The following is a 19894-nucleotide window of genomic DNA, read 5'->3' on the forward strand; positions in this document are numbered from 1 at the left end:
AGGTTCTTGCTGCAAGGTTCAGAAACCTTGCGGTGACGCAGATAGTAGAGGCCCGCCACCCGAAAGGGCAGCGGGCCGTACGAAATTCAAAGGAAAATCAGGCGCGAGCCCCCGCGGTCGCGGTGGTCCACCACACCGTGGTGTCGGCCGGCACCTTCGCCTCGTCGTCGACCTCGACGATCTCCCCGCTCGCCACCAGCACCCGGCCGTACGCCGGCATCGCCACCGACTCGGCGGTGGTGTTCGCGACGCACACGAACTCCCCGCGCCGGAAGGCCAGCACGCCCTCGGGCGCCCGCAGCCACTCCACGGAGGTGCCGGCGCCGAGGTCGGGCTGCTCGCGTCGCACGCGGAGCGCGGCCCGGTACAGCTCCAGGGTCGAACCGGCCTCGCCGGTCTGCGCCTCGACGCTCAGCTCACCCCAGCCCTCCGGCTGCGGCAGCCAGCTGCCGCCGTCACCGAAGCCGTACGACGAACCCGTCCGGGTCCACGGGATCGGCACCCGGCAGCCGTCGCGGAAGCCGTCCTGGCCCGCGCCCCGGAAGTACGCCGGGTCCTGGCGCACCTCGTCCGGCAGGTCGACGACGTCGGGCAGTCCGAGCTCCTCGCCCTGGTAGACGTAGGCCGAGCCGGGCAGCGCCAGCATCAGCAGGCTCGCGGCCCGGGCCCGGCGCAGGCCCAGTTCGCGGTCGCCGGCCAGGCGGATCTGGGTGCCGAGGCCGGGCGGGTTGGCGAAGCGGGTGGCGTGCCTGGTCACGTCGTGGTTGGACAACACCCAGGTGGCGGGGGCGCCGACCGGGCGCATGGCCTCCAGAGTGCGGTCGATGACCTCACGCATCTCCCCGGCGTCCCAGTGGGTGCTGAGGTACTGGAAGTTGAAGGCCTGGTGCAGCTCGTCGGGGCGGACGTAGTGGGCCGTGCGTTCGATGGTCGGCGTCCACGCCTCCGCGACGAAGATGCGCTCACCCGCGTACTCGTCGAGGATCAGCCGCCACTGCCGGTAGATCTCGTGCACGCCCTCCTGGTCGAAGAAGGGCATGACATCGTTGCCCAGCAGTTTCACCTGGTCGTGGGATCCAAGGTCGGGCAGGCCTTCCGCCTTCACCAGACCGTGGGCGACGTCGATGCGGAAGCCGTCGACGCCCATGTCCAGCCAGAAGCGCAGGATGGAGCGGAACTCGTCGCCGACCGCCGGGTGTTCCCAGTTGAAGTCGGGCTGCTCGGGGGCGAAGAGGTGCAGGTACCACTCGCCGGGCGTGCCGTCGGGCTCGGTGACCCGGGTCCAGGCCGGGCCGCCGAAGATCGACTCCCAGTCGTTGGGCGGCAGCTCGCCGTTCGCACCCTTGCCGGGGCGGAAGTGGTAGCGGTCCCGCAGCGAGGATCCCGGGCCCTCGGCGACGGCCCGCTTGAACCACTCGTGCTGGTCGGAGGAGTGGTTGGGGACCAGGTCGACGATGATCCGCAGGCTCAGCCGGTGGGCGTCGCGGATGAGCGCGTCGGCGTCCAGGAGATTGCCGAACATGGGGTCGACGGCGCGGTAGTCCGCGACGTCGTAGCCGGCATCGGCCTGCGGCGAGGCGTAGAAGGGGCTGAGCCACACGGCGTCCACGCCGAGGTCGCGCAGGTACGGCAGGCGGCTGCGGACACCCTCCAGGTCGCCCATGCCGTCGCCGTTGCTGTCGGCGAAGCTGCGCGGGTACACCTGGTAGATCACCGCGTCCCGCCACCAGTCGCGGCGCTTGGCGACGGCCACTGTGGGGGTGGGGGCAGGTGCAGCTGAGTGCTGGCTCATGTCGTCCTTGATGCGTAACAGGGGTGTGGTCATGTGAGGTGTGAGTGGGGTGACGAGGCGGCCGCGGCACAGCGGGGTCGGATGGGCACCGCGGCCACCTCGGGCTTCTGAGGGACGGTTCGGCAGCGCACCAAGGGGCGCGGGGAACTGCGCGACCAGCCACGACGTGAGCCGCGGACGGTCAACTCGCAGGGGTCACCCCTTGGTGCCACCGGCCGTCAGCCCGGTCACCAGGTTCTTCTGCACGAGGTAGAAGAACAGGGCCGCCGGTATCGCGATCAGTACGGCCGTCGCGGCCATCAGGTTGCGCTGGGCGTCGTGTTCGCTGACGAACGTCTGCAGACCGACGGCGAACGTGTAGTTGCCGTCGCTCAGCATGAACGTCGAGGCGAACGCGACCTCACCGAAGGCCGTGAGGAAGCTGTAGAACGCCGCGACCGCGAGGCCCGGCTTGGCGAGCGGCAGGATGAGCCGCGCGAACGTGCCGAAGGGGGTCAGCCCGTCGACGCGCCCGGCCTCGTCGATCTCGAACGGGATGGTGTCGAAATAGCCCTTCATCAGCCAGGCGCAGTACGGCACGATCGTGGTGCAGTTGACCAGGATGAGACCAAGGTAGCTGTCGATGAGCCGCAGATCCGAGAGGATCTGGTACATCGGCACGATCAGTACCGCGATGGGGAACATCTGGGTGACCAGCAGCACCCACATCAGCTTCCGGTAGCCGGGGAACCGCATGCGGGAGACGGCGTAGCCGGTGGACGCGGCGACGACGACACCGATGAGCGTCGTGCCCAGCACCACGACCAGCGTGCTCTTCAGCCAGTCGAAGAACCCGGTGTCCTGGAGGACATAGGCGTAGTTGTCGAGCGAGAGCTTGCCCCAGATGCGCCCGGGGTGCAGGTAGTCGTCCTTGTCCGGGCCGAGGGACAGGAACACCAGCCAGGCGACCGGGAAGAGCGCGGTCAGGCTGGCGGCGATCAGCACGGCGTGCGAGGCGAGGGAGGCGCCGCGGCTGCGTTCGCTGCGGCCGCGGACCTTGCCGGGGGCGGCCGCGGGGCGCCGTTCGCCGGCCGGTGCGGAGCTCTCGACGGTGGTCGTAGTCATGGGGGAACTCCTGCCTCAGATCGCGAGCTGCTGCTCGTTGCGGTTCAGCCAGCGGCGGTAGAAGGAGGTGAAGACGATCAGGATGGACAGGAGCAGGATTCCGTAGGCGGCGGACTGGGCGTAGTCGCGCGGCTGCTGCCCGAAGCCCAGTTGGTAGGCCCACGTGACGAGGATCTGGGCGTCCGGTGCGGTGTTGCCGAACAACAGGAAGATGATGGCGAACTGATTGAAGGTCCAGATGACACCGAGGAGCACGACCGTCGTGCTGACGGACCTCAGACCGGGCAGGGTGACGTAGCGGAATCGCTGCCAGGCGTTGGCTCCGTCCATCTCGGAGGCCTCGTACAGGCTCGCGTCGATCGACTGCAGGCCGCCGAGGAGCGAGACCATCATGAACGGCACACCGCACCAGGTGTTGACCATGATCGCGGCGAACCGCTGCCAGAAGGTGTCCTCCAGCCACAGCGGTGTCGGCAGACCGAGGCCCTCCAGGGCGCTGTTGATGACGCCGCCGTCCGCGAGCATGAACCGCCAGCCGAAGACGGTGACGAAGGTCGGCACCGCCCAGGGCAGGACGAGGATCATCCGGTAGAGCGTCCGGCCGCGCAGCTTCTGGTTGAGCAGCAGGGCGAGGCCGAGACCGATGCCGTAGTGCAGGGCGACACAGGCCGCCGTCCAGAAACCCGTCCACAGGAAGTGCGACCAGAAGCGGTCGTAGGCCGTCGGGCCCCAGAGGATGTCGGCGTAGTTGTCCAGGCCGATGAACGTGTACGTGGCGTCGATGTGGTTGACGCCGATCGTGCGGGCGGTGTTGAGGCTGGTGGCGTCGGTGAGGGTGAGGTACAGGCCGTACACCAGCGGGTACACCACGAGGACGCCGAGCACGACGGCGACCGGGGCGATCATCACGTAGGCGTACCAGTGCTTGTGGAGGCCGTTCTTCAGCCGCTGGGCCGGCCCGGGTCGCGGTTCCCGCTCACCTGGATCCCGCCGCTTGCCGGTCGCTCGGTCGATGGCGACTGTCATGGTTCGACACCTTCTGGAGGTTCAAGGAGGTCAAGGGGACTGCCGGGCGGCAGACGCGGGCCGGTGGCCGCGGGATCCCCTCCCCGTGGCAGGGGATCCCGCGGCCACCCGGCAGTCACTTGGAGAAGTCGGGCACCAGCTTGGCGATGGCGGTCTCGGCGTTGCCGAGGCCCTTGTCCAGGGACTCCTTGCCACCGGCGATCTTGATCAGCTCGTCGTCGAGCGGACCCCACAGGGAGCTGTACTCGGGCAGCGCCGGGCGCGGCTGGGCGCTGGAGAGCACGCCCTGGTAGCCGGCGATGCCGGGGTCGGCCTTGACCTTGTCGGTGTAGGCATCCTCGCGCGTGGGGAGCGTGGAGTTCTTCAGCGCGATGGTCTCCTGGGCCTTCGCCGAGGTCATGAAGTTCACGAACTTCATCGAGGCCTTCTGGTGGGCCTCGTCGGAGCCGGCGTAGACGGACAGGTTGTGGCCGCCGGTCGGGGCGCCCGCCTTGCCGGCCGAGCCGGCCGGGACGGTGGCGATGCCGAGGTTGTTCTTGTCCTTGAAGGCCGAGCCCTTGTAGAAGTTCGTGATCTCCCACGGGCCCTGGACGATCGAGGCGACCTTGCCGCTGACGAACGCCTCCTGGATGTGGGCGTAGGCGTCGGCGGTGGTGTCGGCCTTGTGCAGGCCCTTGCCGGAGAAGAGGCCCTGCCAGGTGCCGTAGGCCTTCTTGGCCTCGGGCGAGGTGACGGTGATCTTCTTGGCGTCGGCGTCGACGGTGTCGGTGCCCTCGCCGTAGAGGAAGGACTGGGCGTAGTAGGCCTGGGTGGAGCCCCAGTAGCCGTCGACGCCGGTCTTGCCCTTGATCGTCGCGGCGGCCTTCTTCAGGTCGTCCCAGGTCTTGGGGGCCTCGACGCCGGCCTTCTCGAACAGGGCCTTGTTGTAGACGAGGGCGAGGGTGTCCGTGGTGAACGGGACGCCGTAGGTCTTGCCCTCGTACTTCGCCTGCTCGATCAGGCTGGGCTGGAACCTGTCCTGGTCCTTGAGTGCCTCGGTGCCGTCCAGCGGCGCGAAGAAGCCCTTCTTGGCGAAGGCGGGGGTCCAGCCGACCTCGGAGCGCAGCACGTCCGGGGCGCCCTTGGAACCGGCGGCGGTGTCGAACTTGTTCTGCGCCTGGTCGAAGGGGACGTTGACGTACTTGACCTTGATGTCCTTGTTGGCAGCCTCGAACTGCTTCACCAGGGCCTGGTACGTCGGTGCCTCGTTGGTGGCGTTGGAGGTGTCCCACCAGGTGATGGTGACCGGGCCGCCGGCCTCGTCGCCGCTGTCGCTACCGTTGCAGGCCGTCGCCGCCAGGGCGAGGGACGCCACCAGCGCGGTGGCCGCTATGCCACGCCGCATGAGTTCTCCTTGAGGGTGAAAGCCCGTTGTGCTGCCGACTGCGCCGTTGGCGGCCGGGCGTCGGTGAGATTAGCCGCGCTGGAAGGACTTGCGAAAGACCTTGCAGCAAAAAGATGCAAGGGGTGCGGATGGTTATCCCGCCGTGACCTCTCCTCGGCCTCTCCCCAGCGCCCCGCAGCCCCCATTTCCAGCTGTTCGACGGGGAGTCGGACAGCTGTGCAAGACTCTGCAAGCACTTGCCATCCGCGTCCGTCGGGGGGAATCATCCGTTGCGGATCGGACGCCGACCACGAGTTTCGAGGGACCGCGATGACCAAGCCACCCACAGCGGGCCGTGCGACGGCGCGCATCAGGCGTCCCGTCGGTGTGCAAGGAGAACCCCGGCCGCTACAGTCCAGTGCTGTGACCACACGGCTTGCCGACATCGCTGTGCAGGCGGGGGTGAGCGAAGCGACCGTCAGCCGGGTCCTCAACGGGAAGCCGGGCGTCGCCGCCACCACCCGCCAGTCCGTGCTGGCCGCTCTCGACGTGCTGGGCTACGAACGCCCGGTGCGCCTGCGCCAGCGCAGCGAGGGGCTGGTGGGGCTGATCACCCCGGAGCTGGAGAACCCGATCTTCCCGGCCCTGGCGCAGGTCATCGGCCAGGCGCTGACGCGGCAGGGCTACACGCCGGTGCTGGCCACCCAGACGCCGGGCGGCTCGACCGAGGACGAGCTCACGGAGATGCTCGTGGACCGCGGGGTCGCCGGCATCATCTACGTCTCCGGACTGCACGCGGACACCACCGCCGACATGCAGCGCTACGACCGGCTGCGCGCCCAGGGCGTGCCCTACGTACTGGTCGACGGTTTCTCGCCGAAGGTGCAGGCGCCGTTCATCTCCCCCGACGACCGCGCGGCGATGAGCCTGGCGGTCACGCACCTGGCGTCCCTCGGGCACACCCGGATCGGTCTGGCCCTCGGGCCCAAGCGGTTCGTGCCGGTGCAGCGCAAGATCGAGGGCTTCGTGCGCGCGGTGCGGGATCAGCTGGGCCTCGATGCCGCGACGGTCGAGTCGGAGCTGGTGCAGCACTCCCTGTACACCCTTGAGGGTGGCCAGGCGGCGGCCGTCGCGTTGATCGAACGGAACTGCACGGCCGTGGTGTGCGCCAGCGACATGATGGCGCTGGGCGCGATCCGGGCGGCCCGGCAGCTCGGTCTGGACGTGCCGAAGGACATCTCCGTGGTCGGCTTCGACGACTCCCCGCTGATCGCCTTCACCGACCCGCCGCTGACCACGATCCGCAAGCCGGTCCCGGCGATGGGGCAGGCGGCCGTGCGCACGCTGCTGGAGGAGATCGGCGGGACGCCCGCGCCGCACAGCGAGTTCGTGTTCATGCCGGAGCTGGTGGTGCGTGGTTCGACCGCCTCGGCTCCGGGGGAACGCGGTCGCTCCTGAGACCTCCGGCCTGATTTCGCCGTAGAACATGCGGCTCGTGCGGGGCCGCGGGATGATCGGTGGGGAAGTCCTTTTCTGGCAGACTTTGCGCCTATGGGTGAAACGACCGTAACGAAGCCGGAGGGCCTGGAAGCGGCCCTCCCGGAGACCGTTGCGGCCGATTCGGGGCACGGTCCGCTGCGCCGGCTGCGCACCCCGCGCCGGCCCCGCTTCTGGTTCGAGATCCTGCTGATCGCGGTGAGTTACTGGACGTACTCGCTCGTCCGCAACGCCGTGCCCGAGCAGAGGACCGAGGCGCTGCGCAACGCCGACTGGATCTGGCAGGTCGAGCACCATCTGGGCATCGCCGTCGAGGAGTCGGTCAACCACGCCGTGAACTCGGTGCATTGGCTGATCGTCGGGATGAACTACTACTACGCGACGCTGCACTTCATCGTCACACTGGGTGTCCTGGTGTGGCTGTACCGTCGCCATCCCGGCCGTTACGCGGCGACCCGCCTGGTGCTGTTCGCGACCACGGCCGTCGCCCTGGTCGGTTACTACCTGTATCCGCTGGCGCCCCCGCGGCTGATGAACGGCGGCGACTTCGTCGACACGGTCATGGTCCACCAGACCTGGGGTTCGATGGCGTCCGGCGACCTGAAGCACATGTCGAACCAGTACGCCGCGATGCCGTCGATGCACATCGGCTGGTCCCTGTGGTGCGGGCTGACGATCGCCGCCCTGGCGACGGTCCCCTGGGCGCGGGTGCTGGGGCTGCTGTACCCGGCGCTGACGCTGGTGGTCATCGTCGCGACGGCCAACCACTTCTGGCTGGACGCGGTGGGCGGCATGCTGTGCCTGGCCTTCGGCTTCACGGTCGCGCGGCTCTGGTACGGCAGGCAGCCGTACGCGCTGCCGCGGACGGTGCCGACGCGCGGGCCGCGCGCCTCCCGGGGTGCGGCCAGGAGGGCTGGGACCAGGAGAGCTGCGGCCGGGAGGGCTGGGACCAGGAGCACCGAGGCCAGGAGGCCTGAGGCCAGGAGCGCTGAGGCCAGGAGGGCTGAGGCCAGGAGGCCTGAGGCCAGGAGCGCTGAGGCCAGGAGCGCTGTGGCCGGTAGGGCTGTGGCCGGGACGTCAGGACGTGGCGTGCCGGACAGGTCCCAGGGATTGCCGGACAAGTCCCAGGGATGGTCCGGCACGTCCCAGGGGTGGTCCGGCGAGTCCTAGCGCTCGGCGATGCCGTAGAAGAGTTCCTCCACCACACCGCGCGCCCGGCGTGCCGTGCGCCGGTACGCGTCCAGCATGTCGCCCGCGTGGCCGGGGCCGTAGCCCAGATACCTGCCCACGGCGGACAATTCCCGGGGCTCCGTCGGAAACGTGTCGCCGGCCCGGCCGCGGACCAGCATCACCGCGTTGCGGACGCGGGTCGCGAGGACCCAGGCCTCGTCGAGGGTCGCCGCGTCCTCGTCCGTGATGAGCCCGGCGGCGCGGGCGGCGGCCAGGGCCTCGCGGGTGCGAGTGGTGCGCAGGCCCGGCTCCGCCGAGCCGTGCCGCAGCTGCATGAGCTGCACGGTCCACTCCACGTCGGACAGGCCGCCCGGCCCGAGCTTGGCGTGCAGCTTGGGGTCGGCGCCGCGCGGCAGCCGCTCGGACTCCATGCGGGCCTTCAGCCGCCGGATCTCGCGTACCGCCTCGTCGGCGAGCCCGTCCGCCGGGTAGCGCAGCGGGTCGATCAGCTCGATGAAGCGACGGCCGAGGTCCTCGTCGCCGGCGACGGGCTCGGCCCGCAGCAGCGCGTGCGACTCCCACGTCAGGGCCCACCGACGGTAGTAGGCCGCGTACGACGTGAGGGTGCGGACCAGCGGCCCGGACTTGCCCTCGGGGCGCAGGTCGGCATCGATGAGCAGGGGCGGGTCGGCGCTGGGGATCTGCAGCAGGCGGCGCATCTCGGAGACGACCTTGTTGGCCGCCTGGGAGGCCTCCCGCTCGTCGACGCCGTCGCGCGGTTCGTGCACGAACAGCACGTCCGCGTCGGAGCCGTAGCCCAGCTCGTGGCCGCCGAACCGGCCCATGCCGATGACCGCGAACCGGGTGGGCAGGCTGTCGCCCCAGCCGTCCCGCACGACCGCGCGGAGCGTGCCGGCGAGGGTCGCGGCGGTCAGGTCCGACACCGCGCCGCCGACCCGGTCCACCAGGGCGCCCTGGTCGGCCTCGGCGGGCTGCTCCTCGGTGCCGTAGGAGCCGACGATGTCGGCGGCGGCCGTGCGGAACAGCTCGCGGCGGCGCACCCCGCGAGCGGCCGTGACCGCCTGGGCGCCGCCCTCGGCGCGTTTCACCGCGGCGTATATCTCCTGCTCCAGGTGGGCGCGGGGCCGTGGCTCCAGGCCGCCGCCGTCCCCGTCGCCGAGCAGCGCCACCGCCTCCGGGGCGCGCATGAGCAGGTCGGGCGCGAGCCGGCCGGCGGACAGCACCCGGGCGAGGTTCTGCGCGGCGGCGCCCTCGTCCCGCAGCAGCCGCAGGTACCAGGGCGTCTTGCCGAGCGCGTCGGAGACCTTGCGGAAGTTGAGCAGGCCCGCGTCCGGGTCGGCCGAGTCGGCGAACCAGCCGAGCAGCACGGGCAGCAGGGTGCGCTGGATGGCGGCCTTGCGGGTGACGCCGGAGGCCAGCGCCTCCAGGTGGCGCAGGGCGGAGGCCGGGTCGGCGTAGCCGAGGGCGACCATGCGCTCCCGGGCCGCCTCGGTGCTGAGCCGGGCCTCGCCGGTGGCGAGCTGGGCGACGGCGTCGAGCAGCGGCCGGTAGAAGATCTTCTCGTGCAGACGGCGTACGACACCCGCGTGCCGCCGCCACTCGCGGTGCAGGTCGGCGACCGGGTCCTTGCGCAGGCCGAGGGAGCGGCCGATGCGGCGCAGCTCGTCCTCCTCCTCGGGGACGAGGTGGGTGCGCCGCAGCCGGAACAGCTGGATGCGGTGCTCCATGGTGCGCAGGAAGCGGTAGGCCTCGTCGAGCTGCGCGGCGTCGGCCCGGCCGACGTAGCCGCCGGCGGCGAGGGCCTTGAGCGCGTCCAGGGTCGTGCCGCTGCGCAGAGAGGTGTCGGCGCGGCCGTGCACCAGCTGGAGCAGCTGCACGGCGAACTCGACGTCCCTGAGCCCGCCCGGGCCGAGCTTCAGCTGACGGTCGACCTCGGCGACGGGGATGTTCTCCACGACCCGGCGGCGCATCTTCTGCACGTCGGGGACGAAGTTCTCGCGTTCGGCGGCCTTCCACACCAGGGGCTGGACGGCGGCGACGTACTCCGCGCCGAGGTCGAGGTCGCCGGCCACCGGGCGGGCCTTGAGCAGCGCCTGGAACTCCCAGGTCTTGGCCCAGCGCTGGTAGTAGGCGAGGTGGCTGGAGAGGGTCCGCACGAGCGGGCCGTTCCTGCCCTCGGGCCGGAGGTTGGCGTCGACGGGCCAGATCGAGCCCTCGACCGTCGTCTCGGAGCAGATCCGCATCATGTGCGAGGCGAGCCGGGTGGCGGCGCGCACGGCCTTGGTCTCGTCGGTCCCCTCGGTGGCCTCGCCCACGAAGATGACGTCCACGTCGGAGACGTAGTTGAGCTCGTGGCCGCCGCACTTGCCCATCGCGATGACCGCGAGCCGGCACAGGGCGGCGTCCTCGGGCGCGGCCGCCTCGGCGATCCCGAGGGCGGCGCGCAGGGTGGCGGTGGCGAGGTCGGCGAGCTCGGCGGCGGACTCGGCGAGGCCGGTGGTGCCGCAGACGTCCCGGGCGGCGATGGACAGCAGGCAGCGCCGGTAGGCGACGCGCAGGGAGACCGGGTCGGTGGCCTCCGCGAGGCCGGCCTCGAACTCCTCCACCCCGGGGTGCAGGTCGTAGGCCTCGTACATGACGAGGGCCTGCCAGTCGTCCGGGTGCCGGGCGAGGTGGTCGGCGAGGGCGGTGGAGGCGCCGAGGACACCGAGGAGACGGTCGCGCAGCGGCTTGGAGGAGATCAGCGTGTCGAGCAGTTCCCGGGCGCCGGGGCTCTGCTGGGCCTCCAGCAGCCGGACCAGCCCGAGCAGCGCGAGATCGGGGTCGGCGGTGCCGCCCAGCGCCTCCAGCAGCACCGGGTCGTCGCGCAGCGGCGCGAGCTCAGGACTGTCCAGGAGCCGCTCGGCGGCGGAGGCGTCGGTGAAACCGTGCCGCAGCAGCCGTGTGAAGGTACTGCTCCTGCGCCCCGGCGCCGCCGCCATCCGGGCCTCCCTCGCACTGTTCCTCGGACATGCATCGGATCAAGGTCGTACGGCTTTGAGCGTAACCGCCCGGGGCCGGGGAAGCGCCGCTGAGTCCGGCAGGCGGACGGGGCGGGCGCGTGGCTACGGCGCCTGGCCGCGGAGGGGGAGGCACGCTACGGCGGGTTCCGGCCACCGGGGGTACGGGAGGGCCATTTCCCCCGCGGCACGGGCCGTGCGGCCGTTCACTCGGTGGCGCGGCACACCGTTATCGGCTTCGGTGAGGGGAACCGTTCAGCCGGCGTCAGCCCGCGTCAGCGGCTTCCGCCGGACCAGGTGATCGGTTCTCGTGAGGCCGGACGAAGGAGTCACGCCATGGACATCACCCTCGAAGTCATCCCGCTGCCCGTGTCGGACGTCGACCGTGCCCGGGACTTCTACCGGGACAAGGTCGGCTTCCATGTGGACATCGACCAGGAGGTCATGCCCGGGATGCGGATCGTCCAGCTGACCCCTCCGGGTTCCGGCTGTTCGATCGCGCTGGGCGAGTCGATCTGGCAGATGACGCCCGGCCCGACCCCGGCCCCGGGTTCCTACCAGGGTCTGCAGCTGTGCGTCGCCGACATCAAGGCGGCCCACGCGGAGCTGGTCGCCCGCGGCCTCGACGTCTCGGAACCCGTCCAGTACTCCCCCGACGACGGCGCGACGTTCATGCACTTCCAGGATCCGGACGGCAACGGGTGGGCGGTACAGGAGTACCGGCGCAGGGCCACCGAGCCACTGCACGTGCTGCTGGCGGAGCTGAAGCGGAAGCAGGCCTGAACAACCTGGTCAGGAATCGAGAAGCGGGGTTCGTGGGGCGCGATTAGCGTCGTTGTCATGACTTCCATCGCATCCGTCACCCTCGAGGTGGGCGACCCCGCGGCCGCCGACCGCTTCTACTCCGCCGCCTTCGATCCGGGCGACCGGCTGCGCCTGCGGGCGTCGGAGGAACCGACCTCCGGCTTCCGCGGGTTCACGCTGTCGCTCGTGGTCTCCCAGCCGGCCGATGTGGACGCCCTCCACGACGCGGCCGTGCAGGCCGGCGCGACGACGCTGAAGCCCGCCGCGAAGTCGCTCTGGGGCTACGGGGGCGTCGTACAGGCCCCCGACGGGACGATCTGGCAGCTCGCGTCGTCGTCGAAGAAGAACACCGGCCCGGCGACCCGGCAGGTCGACGAGTTCGTCCTGCTGCTCGGCGTCGAGGACGTGAAGGCCAGCAAGCAGTTCTACGTCGAGCACGGGCTGGCCGTGGGCAAGAGCTTCGGCAGCAAGTACGTCGAGTTCGCCACCGGCACGGGCCCGGTCAAGCTGGCCCTGTACAAGCGCCGGGGCCTGGCCAAGGTCGCCGGCGTCTCCCCCGACGGCACCGGCTCCCACCGCCTCACCATCGGCAGCGACGCCGGGCCGTTCACCGACCCGGACGGCTTCGCCTGGACGACGGCGTCGCAGAGCGCGTCGGTGTGACGGGGCGGGCCCCAGGACGGCCCAGCCGTCAGGCGGGTCACCGCCGGCCGCGTCAGCTCACGGCTGTGCGGCTCGCCCTCGAGGGCACGGTGCCGGGGTCAGTCCTTCGATCAGCGCGTCCCGTGACCGACAAGGGCCGGCGGTCGCGACTGCCGGCCCCTCGGACGTTCCACCTGCCCCTACAGCGCCGGCAGGTTCTTCCGCAGCTCGAACGCCGTGACCTCCGAGCGGTACTCCTCCCACTCCTGCCGCTTGTTGCGCAGGAAGAAGTCGAAGACGTGCTCGCCGAGGGTCTCGGCGACGAGGTCGCTGCGTTCCATGAGGGTCAGGGCCTCGCCCAGGTTCTGGGGGAGCGGCTCGATGCCCATCGCGCGGCGCTCCGCGTCGGAGAGGGCCCAGACGTCGTCCTCGGCGCCCGGCGGGAGCTCGTAGCCCTCCTCGATGCCCTTGAGGCCGGCGCCCAGCAGCAGTGCGTAGGCGAGGTACGGGTTGGCGCCGGAGTCGAGGGAGCGGACCTCGACCCGCGCCGAGCCCGTCTTGCCGGGCTTGTACATGGGGACGCGGACCAGCGCCGAGCGGTTGTTGTGGCCCCAGCAGATGTAGGAGGGGGCCTCGCCGCCCGCGCCCGCGGTGCGCTCCGCGCCGCCCCAGATGCGCTTGTAGGAGTTCACCCACTGGTTGGTGACCGCGGAGATCTCCGCCGCGTGCCGCAGCAGGCCCGCGATGAAGGAGCGGCCCACCTTGGAGAGCTGGTACTCCGAACCCGACTCGTAGAACGCGTTGCGGTCGCCCTCGAAGAGCGACAGGTGTGTGTGCATGCCGCTGCCGGGGTGCTCGGAGAACGGCTTCGGCATGAACGTGGCGTGCACGCCCTGCTCCAGAGCCACCTGCTTCATGACGAGGCGGAACGTCATGATGTTGTCTGCCGTGGAGAGCGCGTCGGCGTAGCGGAGGTCGATCTCCTGCTGGCCGGGGGCGCCCTCATGGTGGGAGAACTCGACCGAGATGCCCATCGACTCCAGCATGGTGATCGCCTGGCGGCGGAAGTCCATGCCGACGTTGGTCGGGGTGTGGTCGAAGTAGCCGGAGTTGTCGGCGGGCGTCGGGCGGCTGCCGTCCAGCGGCCGGTCCTTCAGCAGGAAGAACTCGATCTCCGGGTGGGTGTAGAAGGTGAAGCCCAGGTCGGAGGTGCGGGCGAGGGCGCGCTTGAGCACGTAGCGCGGGTCCGCGAAGGACGGGGAGCCGTCCGGCATGAGGATGTCGCAGAACATGCGGGCCGTGCCCGGGGCCTCGGCCCGCCAGGGCAGGATCTGGAAGGTCGACGGGTCCGGCTTGGCGATCATGTCGGACTCGTAGACCCGGGCGAAGCCCTCGATCGCGGAGCCGTCGAAGCCGATGCCCTCGTCGAAGGCCTGTTCCAGCTCGGCCGGGGCCACGGCGACCGACTTGAGGAAGCCCAGCACGTCCGTGAACCACAGGCGTACGAACCGGATGTCGCGCTCCTCCAACGTCCGGAGCACGAACTCCTGCTGCTTGTCCATCTTCCGCTTCCCCATCCTTGCTGGTCAGGCCGCCTTCCCTTCCGTACCACGGGAGGCGGTCGGGCACCAGAGCATCAGACCACACCGCCATTTCGTACGCGTTGCGGACCATGATCGCCCGGGGGGCCCGGGGTCGAACGCCTCGCATACGGCAGGTGGACTGCTCTTCCGCCCATAGTGCCTGCTCGCACCGGCATCCGTAACGGCCGGTTCCTTTCGTCGTCCGACCCACTTAATTTGTATATCAGATGCAACTTTAAATAGCGTGCCCTCAGCCGAGCCCTGAGGAGCCCAGATGCTGTCCGAGCAGTCCGCCGCCACCGTCCGCGCCACCCTCCCCGCCGTCGGCGCGGCCCTCGGCACGATCACCGAGCGCTTCTACGCCGGGCTGTTCGAGGCCCACCCGGAGCTGCTGCGGGACCTGTTCAACCGGGGCAACCAGGCCGCCGGCACCCAGCGCCAGGCACTGGCCGGTTCCATCGCCGCGTTCGCGGCGCACCTGCTGGACCGTCCCGGGCAGCGGCCGGACGCGATGCTGCGGCGCATCGCCCACAAACACGCCTCGCTCGGCGTCACGCCGGAGCAGTACGGCGTCGTCCACGAGCACCTGTTCGCCGCCATCGCCGAGGTGCTCGGCGACGCGGTCACGCCGGAGGTCGCCGCCGCCTGGGACGAGGTCTACTGGCTGATGGCGAACGCGCTCATCGCCGTGGAGAGGCGGCTGCGCGAAGAGCACGGCGGGCCCACCTGGCGGGCCTGGGAGGTCGTCGAGCGGGTCGCCGAGACCGCGGACGTCGCCACCTTCCGGCTGCGGCCGGCCGACGGCGGCCCGGTACGGGACTTCCTCGCGGGCCAGTACGTCTCCGTCCGCGTCACCCTCACGGACGGCGCCCGGCAGATACGGCAGTACAGCCTGTCCGGGGCGCCCGGCCCGGACCTGCGGCAGATCAGCGTGAAGCGCGTGAGCACGGCCGGTGCCCCCGACGGTGAGGTCTCGAACCACCTCCACGCGCGCGTGGAGGTGGGTGACGTCCTGGAACTGTCCGAGCCGTACGGCGACCTCGTCCTGGACACCGCTTCCCACACGCCGCTGCTGCTGGCCTCGGCCGGCATCGGCGTGACCCCGATGACCGCGATGCTGGCGCACCTCGCCGACTCGGGGCACCCCGCCCCGGTCACCGTCGTGCACGCCGACCACTCCCCCGCGACCCACGCCCTGCGCACCGACCACGAGGCCTACGCGGCCAAGCTCCCGGACGCGGCCGTCCACCTCTGGTACGAGCGGGACGCCCCGGCGGGCACCCACCCGGGCCTGGTCGACCTCACCGGCGTGCCGCTGGCCCCGGGCACGCGCGCGTACCTGTGCGGGCCGCTCCCCTTCATGCGGGCGGTGCGGACCCAGCTGATCGCGAAGGGCGTGCCACCCGCCGACATCCACTACGAGGTGTTCGGCCCGGACCTGTGGCTGGCGGGGCGGGCCTAGGCCCCCCGTCGGGGGAACCGGGCCCTCGGGGGAACCGGGCCCTGGACGTCGCGGGGATCGACGCCCCGCGAGATCCCCAGCAGCAGCACTCCCGTCGGCTCCGCCACGATGTCCTCCACCGTGACGGGGTCCAGTGAGGCGAAGAACGCCTCCTGGGCCCGGCGCAGGGCGCCGCGCAGGCGGCAGGCGGAGTTGAGGGGGCAGGGGGTGGCGCCCTCGCAGTCGACGACGTCGCCGCTGCCCTCGAAGGCACGGACCACGGCGCCCACCGAGGCCGTGCGGCCCTGCTCGGTGAGGGTGAGGCCGCCGCCTCGGCCGCGGCGGGCCTCGAGCAGGCCCATGTGCTGGAGCTCGGCGACGACCTTCGCCAGGTGGGTGTACGGCACGTCCATGCCGTCCGCGACCTCCCGGGTCGTCGGACTCGACCCGCCCGCGACGGCGAGCCGCATCAGGACCCGCAGGGCGAGGTCGGTGGAGCGCAGCAGCCGCATGCAGGCAGCGTAGGTAATGGGAATCCGGCGTTCAAATTATCCGGCGGATCTCCGACCGGCGATCTGGCCGGCGATCTGGCCCGTGCTCTGGCCGGCGGTCTGGTCGGTGCTCTGGCCGGTGCTCTGGCCGGAGACCGGCTCCCGCACCGGTGAACCTGTCGTCCAGCTGTCGGTGCCGTATCGATTCGGCCCATTCCGATGGCCGCTCTACGAGGCGCCCCGTCTCCCCCATTACGATCAGCGGACCCGACTGTCACTTTTCCCACGAAGGACACCTCATGGGCTCCGCACAGAAGAGCAACACGGACCGCAGGGCGCGAATAGAGGAGATGCGGCGCGCCGAGCAGTCCCGTGAGCGTCGCAACCGGGTCCTCACCATCGCGGCCAGTGTCGTGGTCGTCGCCGGGCTCGTGGTCGGCGGCGTCGTGCTCGTGCGGTCCCAGGACGACAAGGGCGGTGACACCGCTGCGGCGAGCGACTCCTCGGGCAAGGGCAAGTTCGTGACGGGCAAGGACGGCGTGAAGACCTGGGAGGGGAAGCTGTCCCGCAACCACGTCGCCAAGGCCGTGAAGTACGCCTCCGAGCCGCCGGTCGGCGGTGACCACAACCAGGTCTGGATGAACTGCAACGGCGACGTCTACACCGAGAAGCTGAACAACACCAACGCCGTGCACTCGCTGGAGCACGGGGCGGTGTGGGTGACGTACAACGCCGACGCGAAGAAGGCCGACATCGACGCGCTCGCGGCGAAGGTGAAGAAGACGCCGTACACGCTGATGAGCCCGATGGACGACCAGAAGGACCCGATCATGCTCTCGGCATGGGGCCACCAGCGCACGGTGACGGGCGCGAGCGACCCGAACGTGGACAAGTTCTTCGAGAAGTTCGTCCAGGGCGAGCAGACCCCCGAGCCGGGCGCCGCCTGCACGAACGGCCTGTCGAAGTGAGGCATGTCGGCCTGATCGCCGGGGCCGCGACGGCGGCGCTGGTCGCCGCCGGTGCGATCACCTACGCGGTCGCCGGGGACGACGGCGGCGGCAGGACGCCGTCCGCCGAGTCCGCGGACGCCGGGTTCGCCCGGGACATGGCGGTGCACCACCAGCAGGCCGTGGAGATGTCGTACATCGTGCGCGACCGCACGAAGGACGAGGAGGTCCGGCGCCTGGCGTACGACATCGCGCAGACGCAGGCCAACCAGCGCGGCATGATGCTGGGCTGGCTCGACCTGTGGGGCCTGCCCAAGGTGTCCTCCGAGCCGCCGATGACCTGGATGGACATGGGCGGCATGGCATCCGGCAAGGACGGCGCGCTGATGCCGGGCATGGCGACCAACTCGGAGATGAAGAAGCTCGGCGAGCTCGACGGGAAACAGGCGGAGGTCTTCTACCTCCAGCTGATGACGGTCCATCACAAGGGCGGCATCCACATGGCCGAGGGCTGCGTGGCCAAATGCCAGGTCGGCGTGGAGAAGCGGCTCGCGCAGGGCATGGTGGACGCGCAGCAGTCGGAGATCTCCCTGATGGCCGACATGCTCAAGGAGCGGGGCGCGACGCCGCGGTCGTAGAGCGGTTGGCGCGGGCGATGAGCCGTCGGCGCGGGCGTGGAACGGTCGCCGCAGGCCCGGAGCCGACGCCGCAGGCCCGGAGCCGACGCCGCAGGCCCGGAACAGTCGCCGCAGGCCCGGAACAGTCGCCGCAGGCCCGGACCCGTCGCCGCGGGCCCCGAGCGGCCCTCCCGGGCACGGTGCGGTCCACCCGGGCACGGTGCGGCCCTCCCGGACATGGAGCGGCCCACCCGGGCATGAGGCCGTCGGCGCGTAAGCCTCAAATCGCCCTGCCCAACCGTCTCTTGGGCTCTTCTTGGTCTCCATAGGGCGCTTCTTGGGCTGCGCAATTCCCTGGCATGAACGGTTCATCGCGAGAGTGGCGACCGTCGAGTGATCCACTCGCGACGAACCGCACAGGGGGTTCCATGAGATCCAACCGCGCCAAGGTGCGCGCCGTGAGCCTGGCAGCGACACTGCCGATGCTCGCCGGTGCGCTGGCGCTCGGCATACCCGCGGCGCACGCTGCCGACCACCCGCTCCGCGACCTGCTGGCCGGGACCCGGCCCACGTGGGCCACGGCCAAGGCGGACAAGGGCGCCACCTCCGACGGCGCCCGGGTCTCGGCCCGGGTCTACCTGGCCGGCAAGGACGCCGCAGGGCTCGCCGCCTACGCGAAGGCCGTCTCCGACCCGGACTCGGCCTCGTACGGCGAGTACCTGACGGCCAAGCAGGCGCAGGCCCGCTTCGGTGCGACGAAGGCCCAGGTGGCGGCCGTGAAGTCCTGGCTGACGGCGGCCGGTCTGAAGGTCACCGGCGTCACGCGGCACTACGTGTCCGTGAGCGGTGACGTGGCCGCGGCCGAGAAGGCGTTCGGTACCCAGCTGCACAACTTCGCCAAGGGCTCGAAGACCTACCGCGCCCCGGCGAGCGCCGCCTCCGTGCCGCAGGGCCTGGCCGACGCCGTCCTGACCGTGACCGGGCTGGACAACGCGCCGCACATGGCCACGCACGACGATCAACTGCCGCCGCCGGACACCGTGTTCCGCAACGCCGGGCCGTTCTCCTCGTACTACGGCTCGAAGACCGCGAGCACGCTCCCGAGCGCGTACGGCAAGAAGATCCCGTACGCCGTGAAGGGCTACACGGGCAAGCAGCTGCGGGCCGCCTACGGCGCGGGCAAGCGCACCGGCAAGGGCGTCCGGGTCGCCATCACGGACGCCTACGCCTCCCCGACGATCGCCTACGACGCCGGCACCTACGCCAAGCGCCACGGCGACGCGGCGTGGAGGACGGGCCAGCTGCACCAGTCGCTGCCCGCGACGTACACGAACACCGAGGACTGCGGGGCGTCCGGCTGGTACGGCGAGGAGACCCTGGACGTCGAGGCGGTGCACGCGGTCGCACCGGCCGCGGACGTCACGTACGTCGGCGCCGCCTCCTGCACGGACGGCGATCTGCTCGACGCGCTCGGCAAGGTCGTCGACAAGCACCTGGCCGACATCGTCTCCAACTCCTGGGGCGAGGTGGAGGCCGTGCAGACGCCCGACCTCGCGGCCGCCTACGACCAGGTGTTCCAGCTGGGCGCGGTCGAGGGCATCGGCTTCTACTTCTCCTCCGGCGACGACGGCGACGAGGTCGCGAGCTCCGGCACGAAGCAGGCCGACTCCCCGGCCAACTCGGCGTGGGTGACCGCCGTCGGCGGCACCTCGCTGGCCGTCGGCAAGAACGACACGTACCTCTGGGAGACCGGCTGGGGCACCGACAAGGCGGTGCTGTCGGCGGACGGCAAGAGCTGGACGGACTTCCCCGGCGCCTTCACCTCCGGCGCGGGCGGCGGCACCAGCAGGACCGTCGCCGAGCCCGGCTACCAGCGGGGTGTCGTGCCGGACGCCCTGGCCAAGGCCAACAGCGCGAACGGCAACCGGGTCGTCCCGGACATCGCGGCGATCGCCGACCCGAACACCGGCTTCCTGGTCGGCCAGACGCAGAGCTCGCCGGACGGGAAGAAGCAGGTGTACGGCGAGTACCGCATCGGCGGCACCTCGCTCGCCGCGCCGGCCATCGCGGCCGTCCAGGCCCTGGCCCAGGAGGCACGCGGCAAGGCGCTCGGCTTCGCCAACCCGGCGATCTACGCGAAGTACGGCTCGAAGGTCTACCACGACGTCACCGACAACCCGACGGGCAAGGGTCTCGCCGTGGCCCGGGTCGACTTCGTGAACGGATACGACGCCACCGGCGGCCTGGCCACGTCCGTGCGCAGCCTGGGCAAGGACAGCTCGCTGTCCGCCGTGAAGGGCTACGACGACGTCACCGGCGTGGGCACGCCCGCGAGCGGTTACGTCGAGTCGTACCGGCGCCGCTGACCTCCGCAAGGGGAACGGGGTGGTGTGGGGT

15 protein-coding genes are annotated in these 19894 nt (G+C 70.9%); 8 read left to right on the plus strand and 7 right to left on the minus strand.

The window, feature by feature from the left end; all coding sequences use genetic code 11:
• Positions 1–97: 97 nt before the first annotated feature.
• The 4 genes from QOL88_RS10835 to QOL88_RS10850 form a co-directional block, all read right to left on the minus strand.
• A complete protein-coding gene (locus tag QOL88_RS10835) occupies positions 98–1792 on the minus strand; it encodes a glycoside hydrolase family 13 protein (protein ID WP_097216238.1) in 1695 nt (564 codons plus the stop codon).
• Between the two features lie 195 nt (positions 1793–1987).
• Positions 1988–2896, minus strand: coding sequence for a sugar ABC transporter permease (locus QOL88_RS10840; protein ID WP_097216239.1), 909 nt, complete (start codon positions 2894–2896; stop codon positions 1988–1990).
• 15 nt (positions 2897–2911) lie between these two features.
• Positions 2912–3922, minus strand: a complete 1011-nt coding sequence (locus QOL88_RS10845; protein WP_097216240.1) for a carbohydrate ABC transporter permease — start codon at positions 3920–3922, stop codon at positions 2912–2914.
• A gap of 115 nt (positions 3923–4037) precedes the next feature.
• Positions 4038–5306, minus strand: a complete 1269-nt coding sequence (locus QOL88_RS10850; protein WP_097216241.1) for an extracellular solute-binding protein — start codon at positions 5304–5306, stop codon at positions 4038–4040.
• A gap of 402 nt (positions 5307–5708) precedes the next feature.
• Here QOL88_RS10850 and QOL88_RS10855 point away from each other — a divergent pair, with 402 nt between their 5' ends.
• A complete protein-coding gene (locus QOL88_RS10855) occupies positions 5709–6743 on the plus strand; it encodes a LacI family DNA-binding transcriptional regulator (protein ID WP_097216242.1) in 1035 nt (344 codons plus the stop codon).
• Between the two features lie 93 nt (positions 6744–6836).
• Positions 6837–7952: a phosphatase PAP2 family protein gene (locus tag QOL88_RS10860; RefSeq protein ID WP_257027700.1), complete on the plus strand. Its 1116-nt coding sequence runs from the start codon at positions 6837–6839 to the stop codon at positions 7950–7952.
• Here the strand turns inward: QOL88_RS10860 and QOL88_RS10865 are convergent.
• Positions 7949–10954 (minus strand): bifunctional [glutamine synthetase] adenylyltransferase/[glutamine synthetase]-adenylyl-L-tyrosine phosphorylase, encoded by a 3006-nt coding sequence (locus QOL88_RS10865; protein WP_097216243.1) that lies wholly within the window; start codon positions 10952–10954, stop codon positions 7949–7951. The genes QOL88_RS10860 and QOL88_RS10865 overlap by 4 nt on opposite strands.
• Positions 10955–11308: 354 nt before the next feature.
• Here QOL88_RS10865 and QOL88_RS10870 point away from each other — a divergent pair, with 354 nt between their 5' ends.
• Positions 11309–11755, plus strand: coding sequence for a VOC family protein (locus QOL88_RS10870; protein WP_097216244.1), 447 nt, complete (start codon positions 11309–11311; stop codon positions 11753–11755).
• Positions 11756–11812: 57 nt separating this feature from the next.
• Positions 11813–12439, plus strand: coding sequence for a VOC family protein (locus QOL88_RS10875; protein WP_097216245.1), 627 nt, complete (start codon positions 11813–11815; stop codon positions 12437–12439).
• Positions 12440–12618: 179 nt separating this feature from the next.
• On the opposite strand, the gene glnA2 is transcribed toward QOL88_RS10875, so the two are convergent.
• Positions 12619–13980, minus strand: a complete 1362-nt coding sequence (gene glnA2, locus QOL88_RS10880) for a gamma-glutamylpolyamine synthetase GlnA2 (RefSeq protein WP_097222931.1) — start codon at positions 13978–13980, stop codon at positions 12619–12621.
• Between the two features lie 295 nt (positions 13981–14275).
• Here glnA2 and QOL88_RS10885 point away from each other — a divergent pair, with 295 nt between their 5' ends.
• Complete coding sequence (locus QOL88_RS10885) at positions 14276–15463, plus strand: globin domain-containing protein (RefSeq protein ID WP_097216246.1); 1188 nt, start codon at positions 14276–14278, stop codon at positions 15461–15463.
• Here the strand turns inward: QOL88_RS10885 and QOL88_RS10890 are convergent.
• On the minus strand, positions 15460–15954 hold the full coding sequence (locus tag QOL88_RS10890; protein WP_257027704.1) for an RrF2 family transcriptional regulator: 495 nt from the start codon (positions 15952–15954) through the stop codon (positions 15460–15462). The two genes, QOL88_RS10885 and QOL88_RS10890, sit on opposite strands and share 4 nt — an antisense overlap.
• 278 nt (positions 15955–16232) lie before the next feature.
• Here QOL88_RS10890 and QOL88_RS10895 point away from each other — a divergent pair, with 278 nt between their 5' ends.
• The 3 genes from QOL88_RS10895 to QOL88_RS10905 all read left to right on the plus strand — a co-directional run bounded on the left by QOL88_RS10895 (position 16233) and on the right by QOL88_RS10905 (position 19863).
• Entirely contained in the window at positions 16233–16901 is a 669-nt protein-coding gene (locus QOL88_RS10895) for a thioredoxin-like domain-containing protein (protein ID WP_097216247.1), read from the plus strand.
• On the plus strand, positions 16898–17518 hold the full coding sequence (locus QOL88_RS10900) for a DUF305 domain-containing protein (protein ID WP_097216248.1): 621 nt from the start codon (positions 16898–16900) through the stop codon (positions 17516–17518). Before QOL88_RS10895 ends, QOL88_RS10900 begins: the two co-directional genes overlap by 4 nt.
• A 407-nt stretch (positions 17519–17925) precedes the next feature.
• Positions 17926–19863: a S53 family peptidase gene (locus QOL88_RS10905; protein ID WP_097216249.1), complete on the plus strand. Its 1938-nt coding sequence runs from the start codon at positions 17926–17928 to the stop codon at positions 19861–19863.
• Positions 19864–19894: the final 31 nt, after the last annotated feature.

The sequence above is a fragment of the Streptomyces sp. Ag82_O1-12 genome (genome assembly GCF_900182715.1).
GTDB lineage: Bacteria > Actinomycetota > Actinomycetes > Streptomycetales > Streptomycetaceae > Streptomyces > Streptomyces massasporeus.

What these genes read in the sequence shown, in the direction of transcription:
- QOL88_RS10835 (WP_097216238.1), bottom strand. Translation starts at nt 1,792, where the DNA reads ATGAGCCAGCACTCAGCTGCACCTGCCCCCACCCCCACAGTGGCCGTC.
- QOL88_RS10850 (WP_097216241.1), bottom strand. Translation starts at nt 5,306, where the DNA reads ATGCGGCGTGGCATAGCGGCCACCGCGCTGGTGGCGTCCCTCGCCCTG.
- glnA2 (WP_097222931.1), bottom strand. Translation starts at nt 13,980, where the DNA reads ATGGACAAGCAGCAGGAGTTCGTGCTCCGGACGTTGGAGGAGCGCGAC.
- QOL88_RS10885 (WP_097216246.1), top strand. Translation starts at nt 14,276, where the DNA reads ATGCTGTCCGAGCAGTCCGCCGCCACCGTCCGCGCCACCCTCCCCGCC.
- QOL88_RS10840 (WP_097216239.1), bottom strand. Translation starts at nt 2,896, where the DNA reads ATGACTACGACCACCGTCGAGAGCTCCGCACCGGCCGGCGAACGGCGC.
- QOL88_RS10895 (WP_097216247.1), top strand. Translation starts at nt 16,233, where the DNA reads ATGGGCTCCGCACAGAAGAGCAACACGGACCGCAGGGCGCGAATAGAG.
- QOL88_RS10845 (WP_097216240.1), bottom strand. Translation starts at nt 3,922, where the DNA reads ATGACAGTCGCCATCGACCGAGCGACCGGCAAGCGGCGGGATCCAGGT.
- QOL88_RS10865 (WP_097216243.1), bottom strand. Translation starts at nt 10,954, where the DNA reads ATGGCGGCGGCGCCGGGGCGCAGGAGCAGTACCTTCACACGGCTGCTG.
- QOL88_RS10870 (WP_097216244.1), top strand. Translation starts at nt 11,309, where the DNA reads ATGGACATCACCCTCGAAGTCATCCCGCTGCCCGTGTCGGACGTCGAC.
- QOL88_RS10890 (WP_257027704.1), bottom strand. Translation starts at nt 15,954, where the DNA reads ATGCGGCTGCTGCGCTCCACCGACCTCGCCCTGCGGGTCCTGATGCGG.
- QOL88_RS10875 (WP_097216245.1), top strand. Translation starts at nt 11,813, where the DNA reads ATGACTTCCATCGCATCCGTCACCCTCGAGGTGGGCGACCCCGCGGCC.
- QOL88_RS10905 (WP_097216249.1), top strand. Translation starts at nt 17,926, where the DNA reads ATGAGATCCAACCGCGCCAAGGTGCGCGCCGTGAGCCTGGCAGCGACA.
- QOL88_RS10860 (WP_257027700.1), top strand. Translation starts at nt 6,837, where the DNA reads ATGGGTGAAACGACCGTAACGAAGCCGGAGGGCCTGGAAGCGGCCCTC.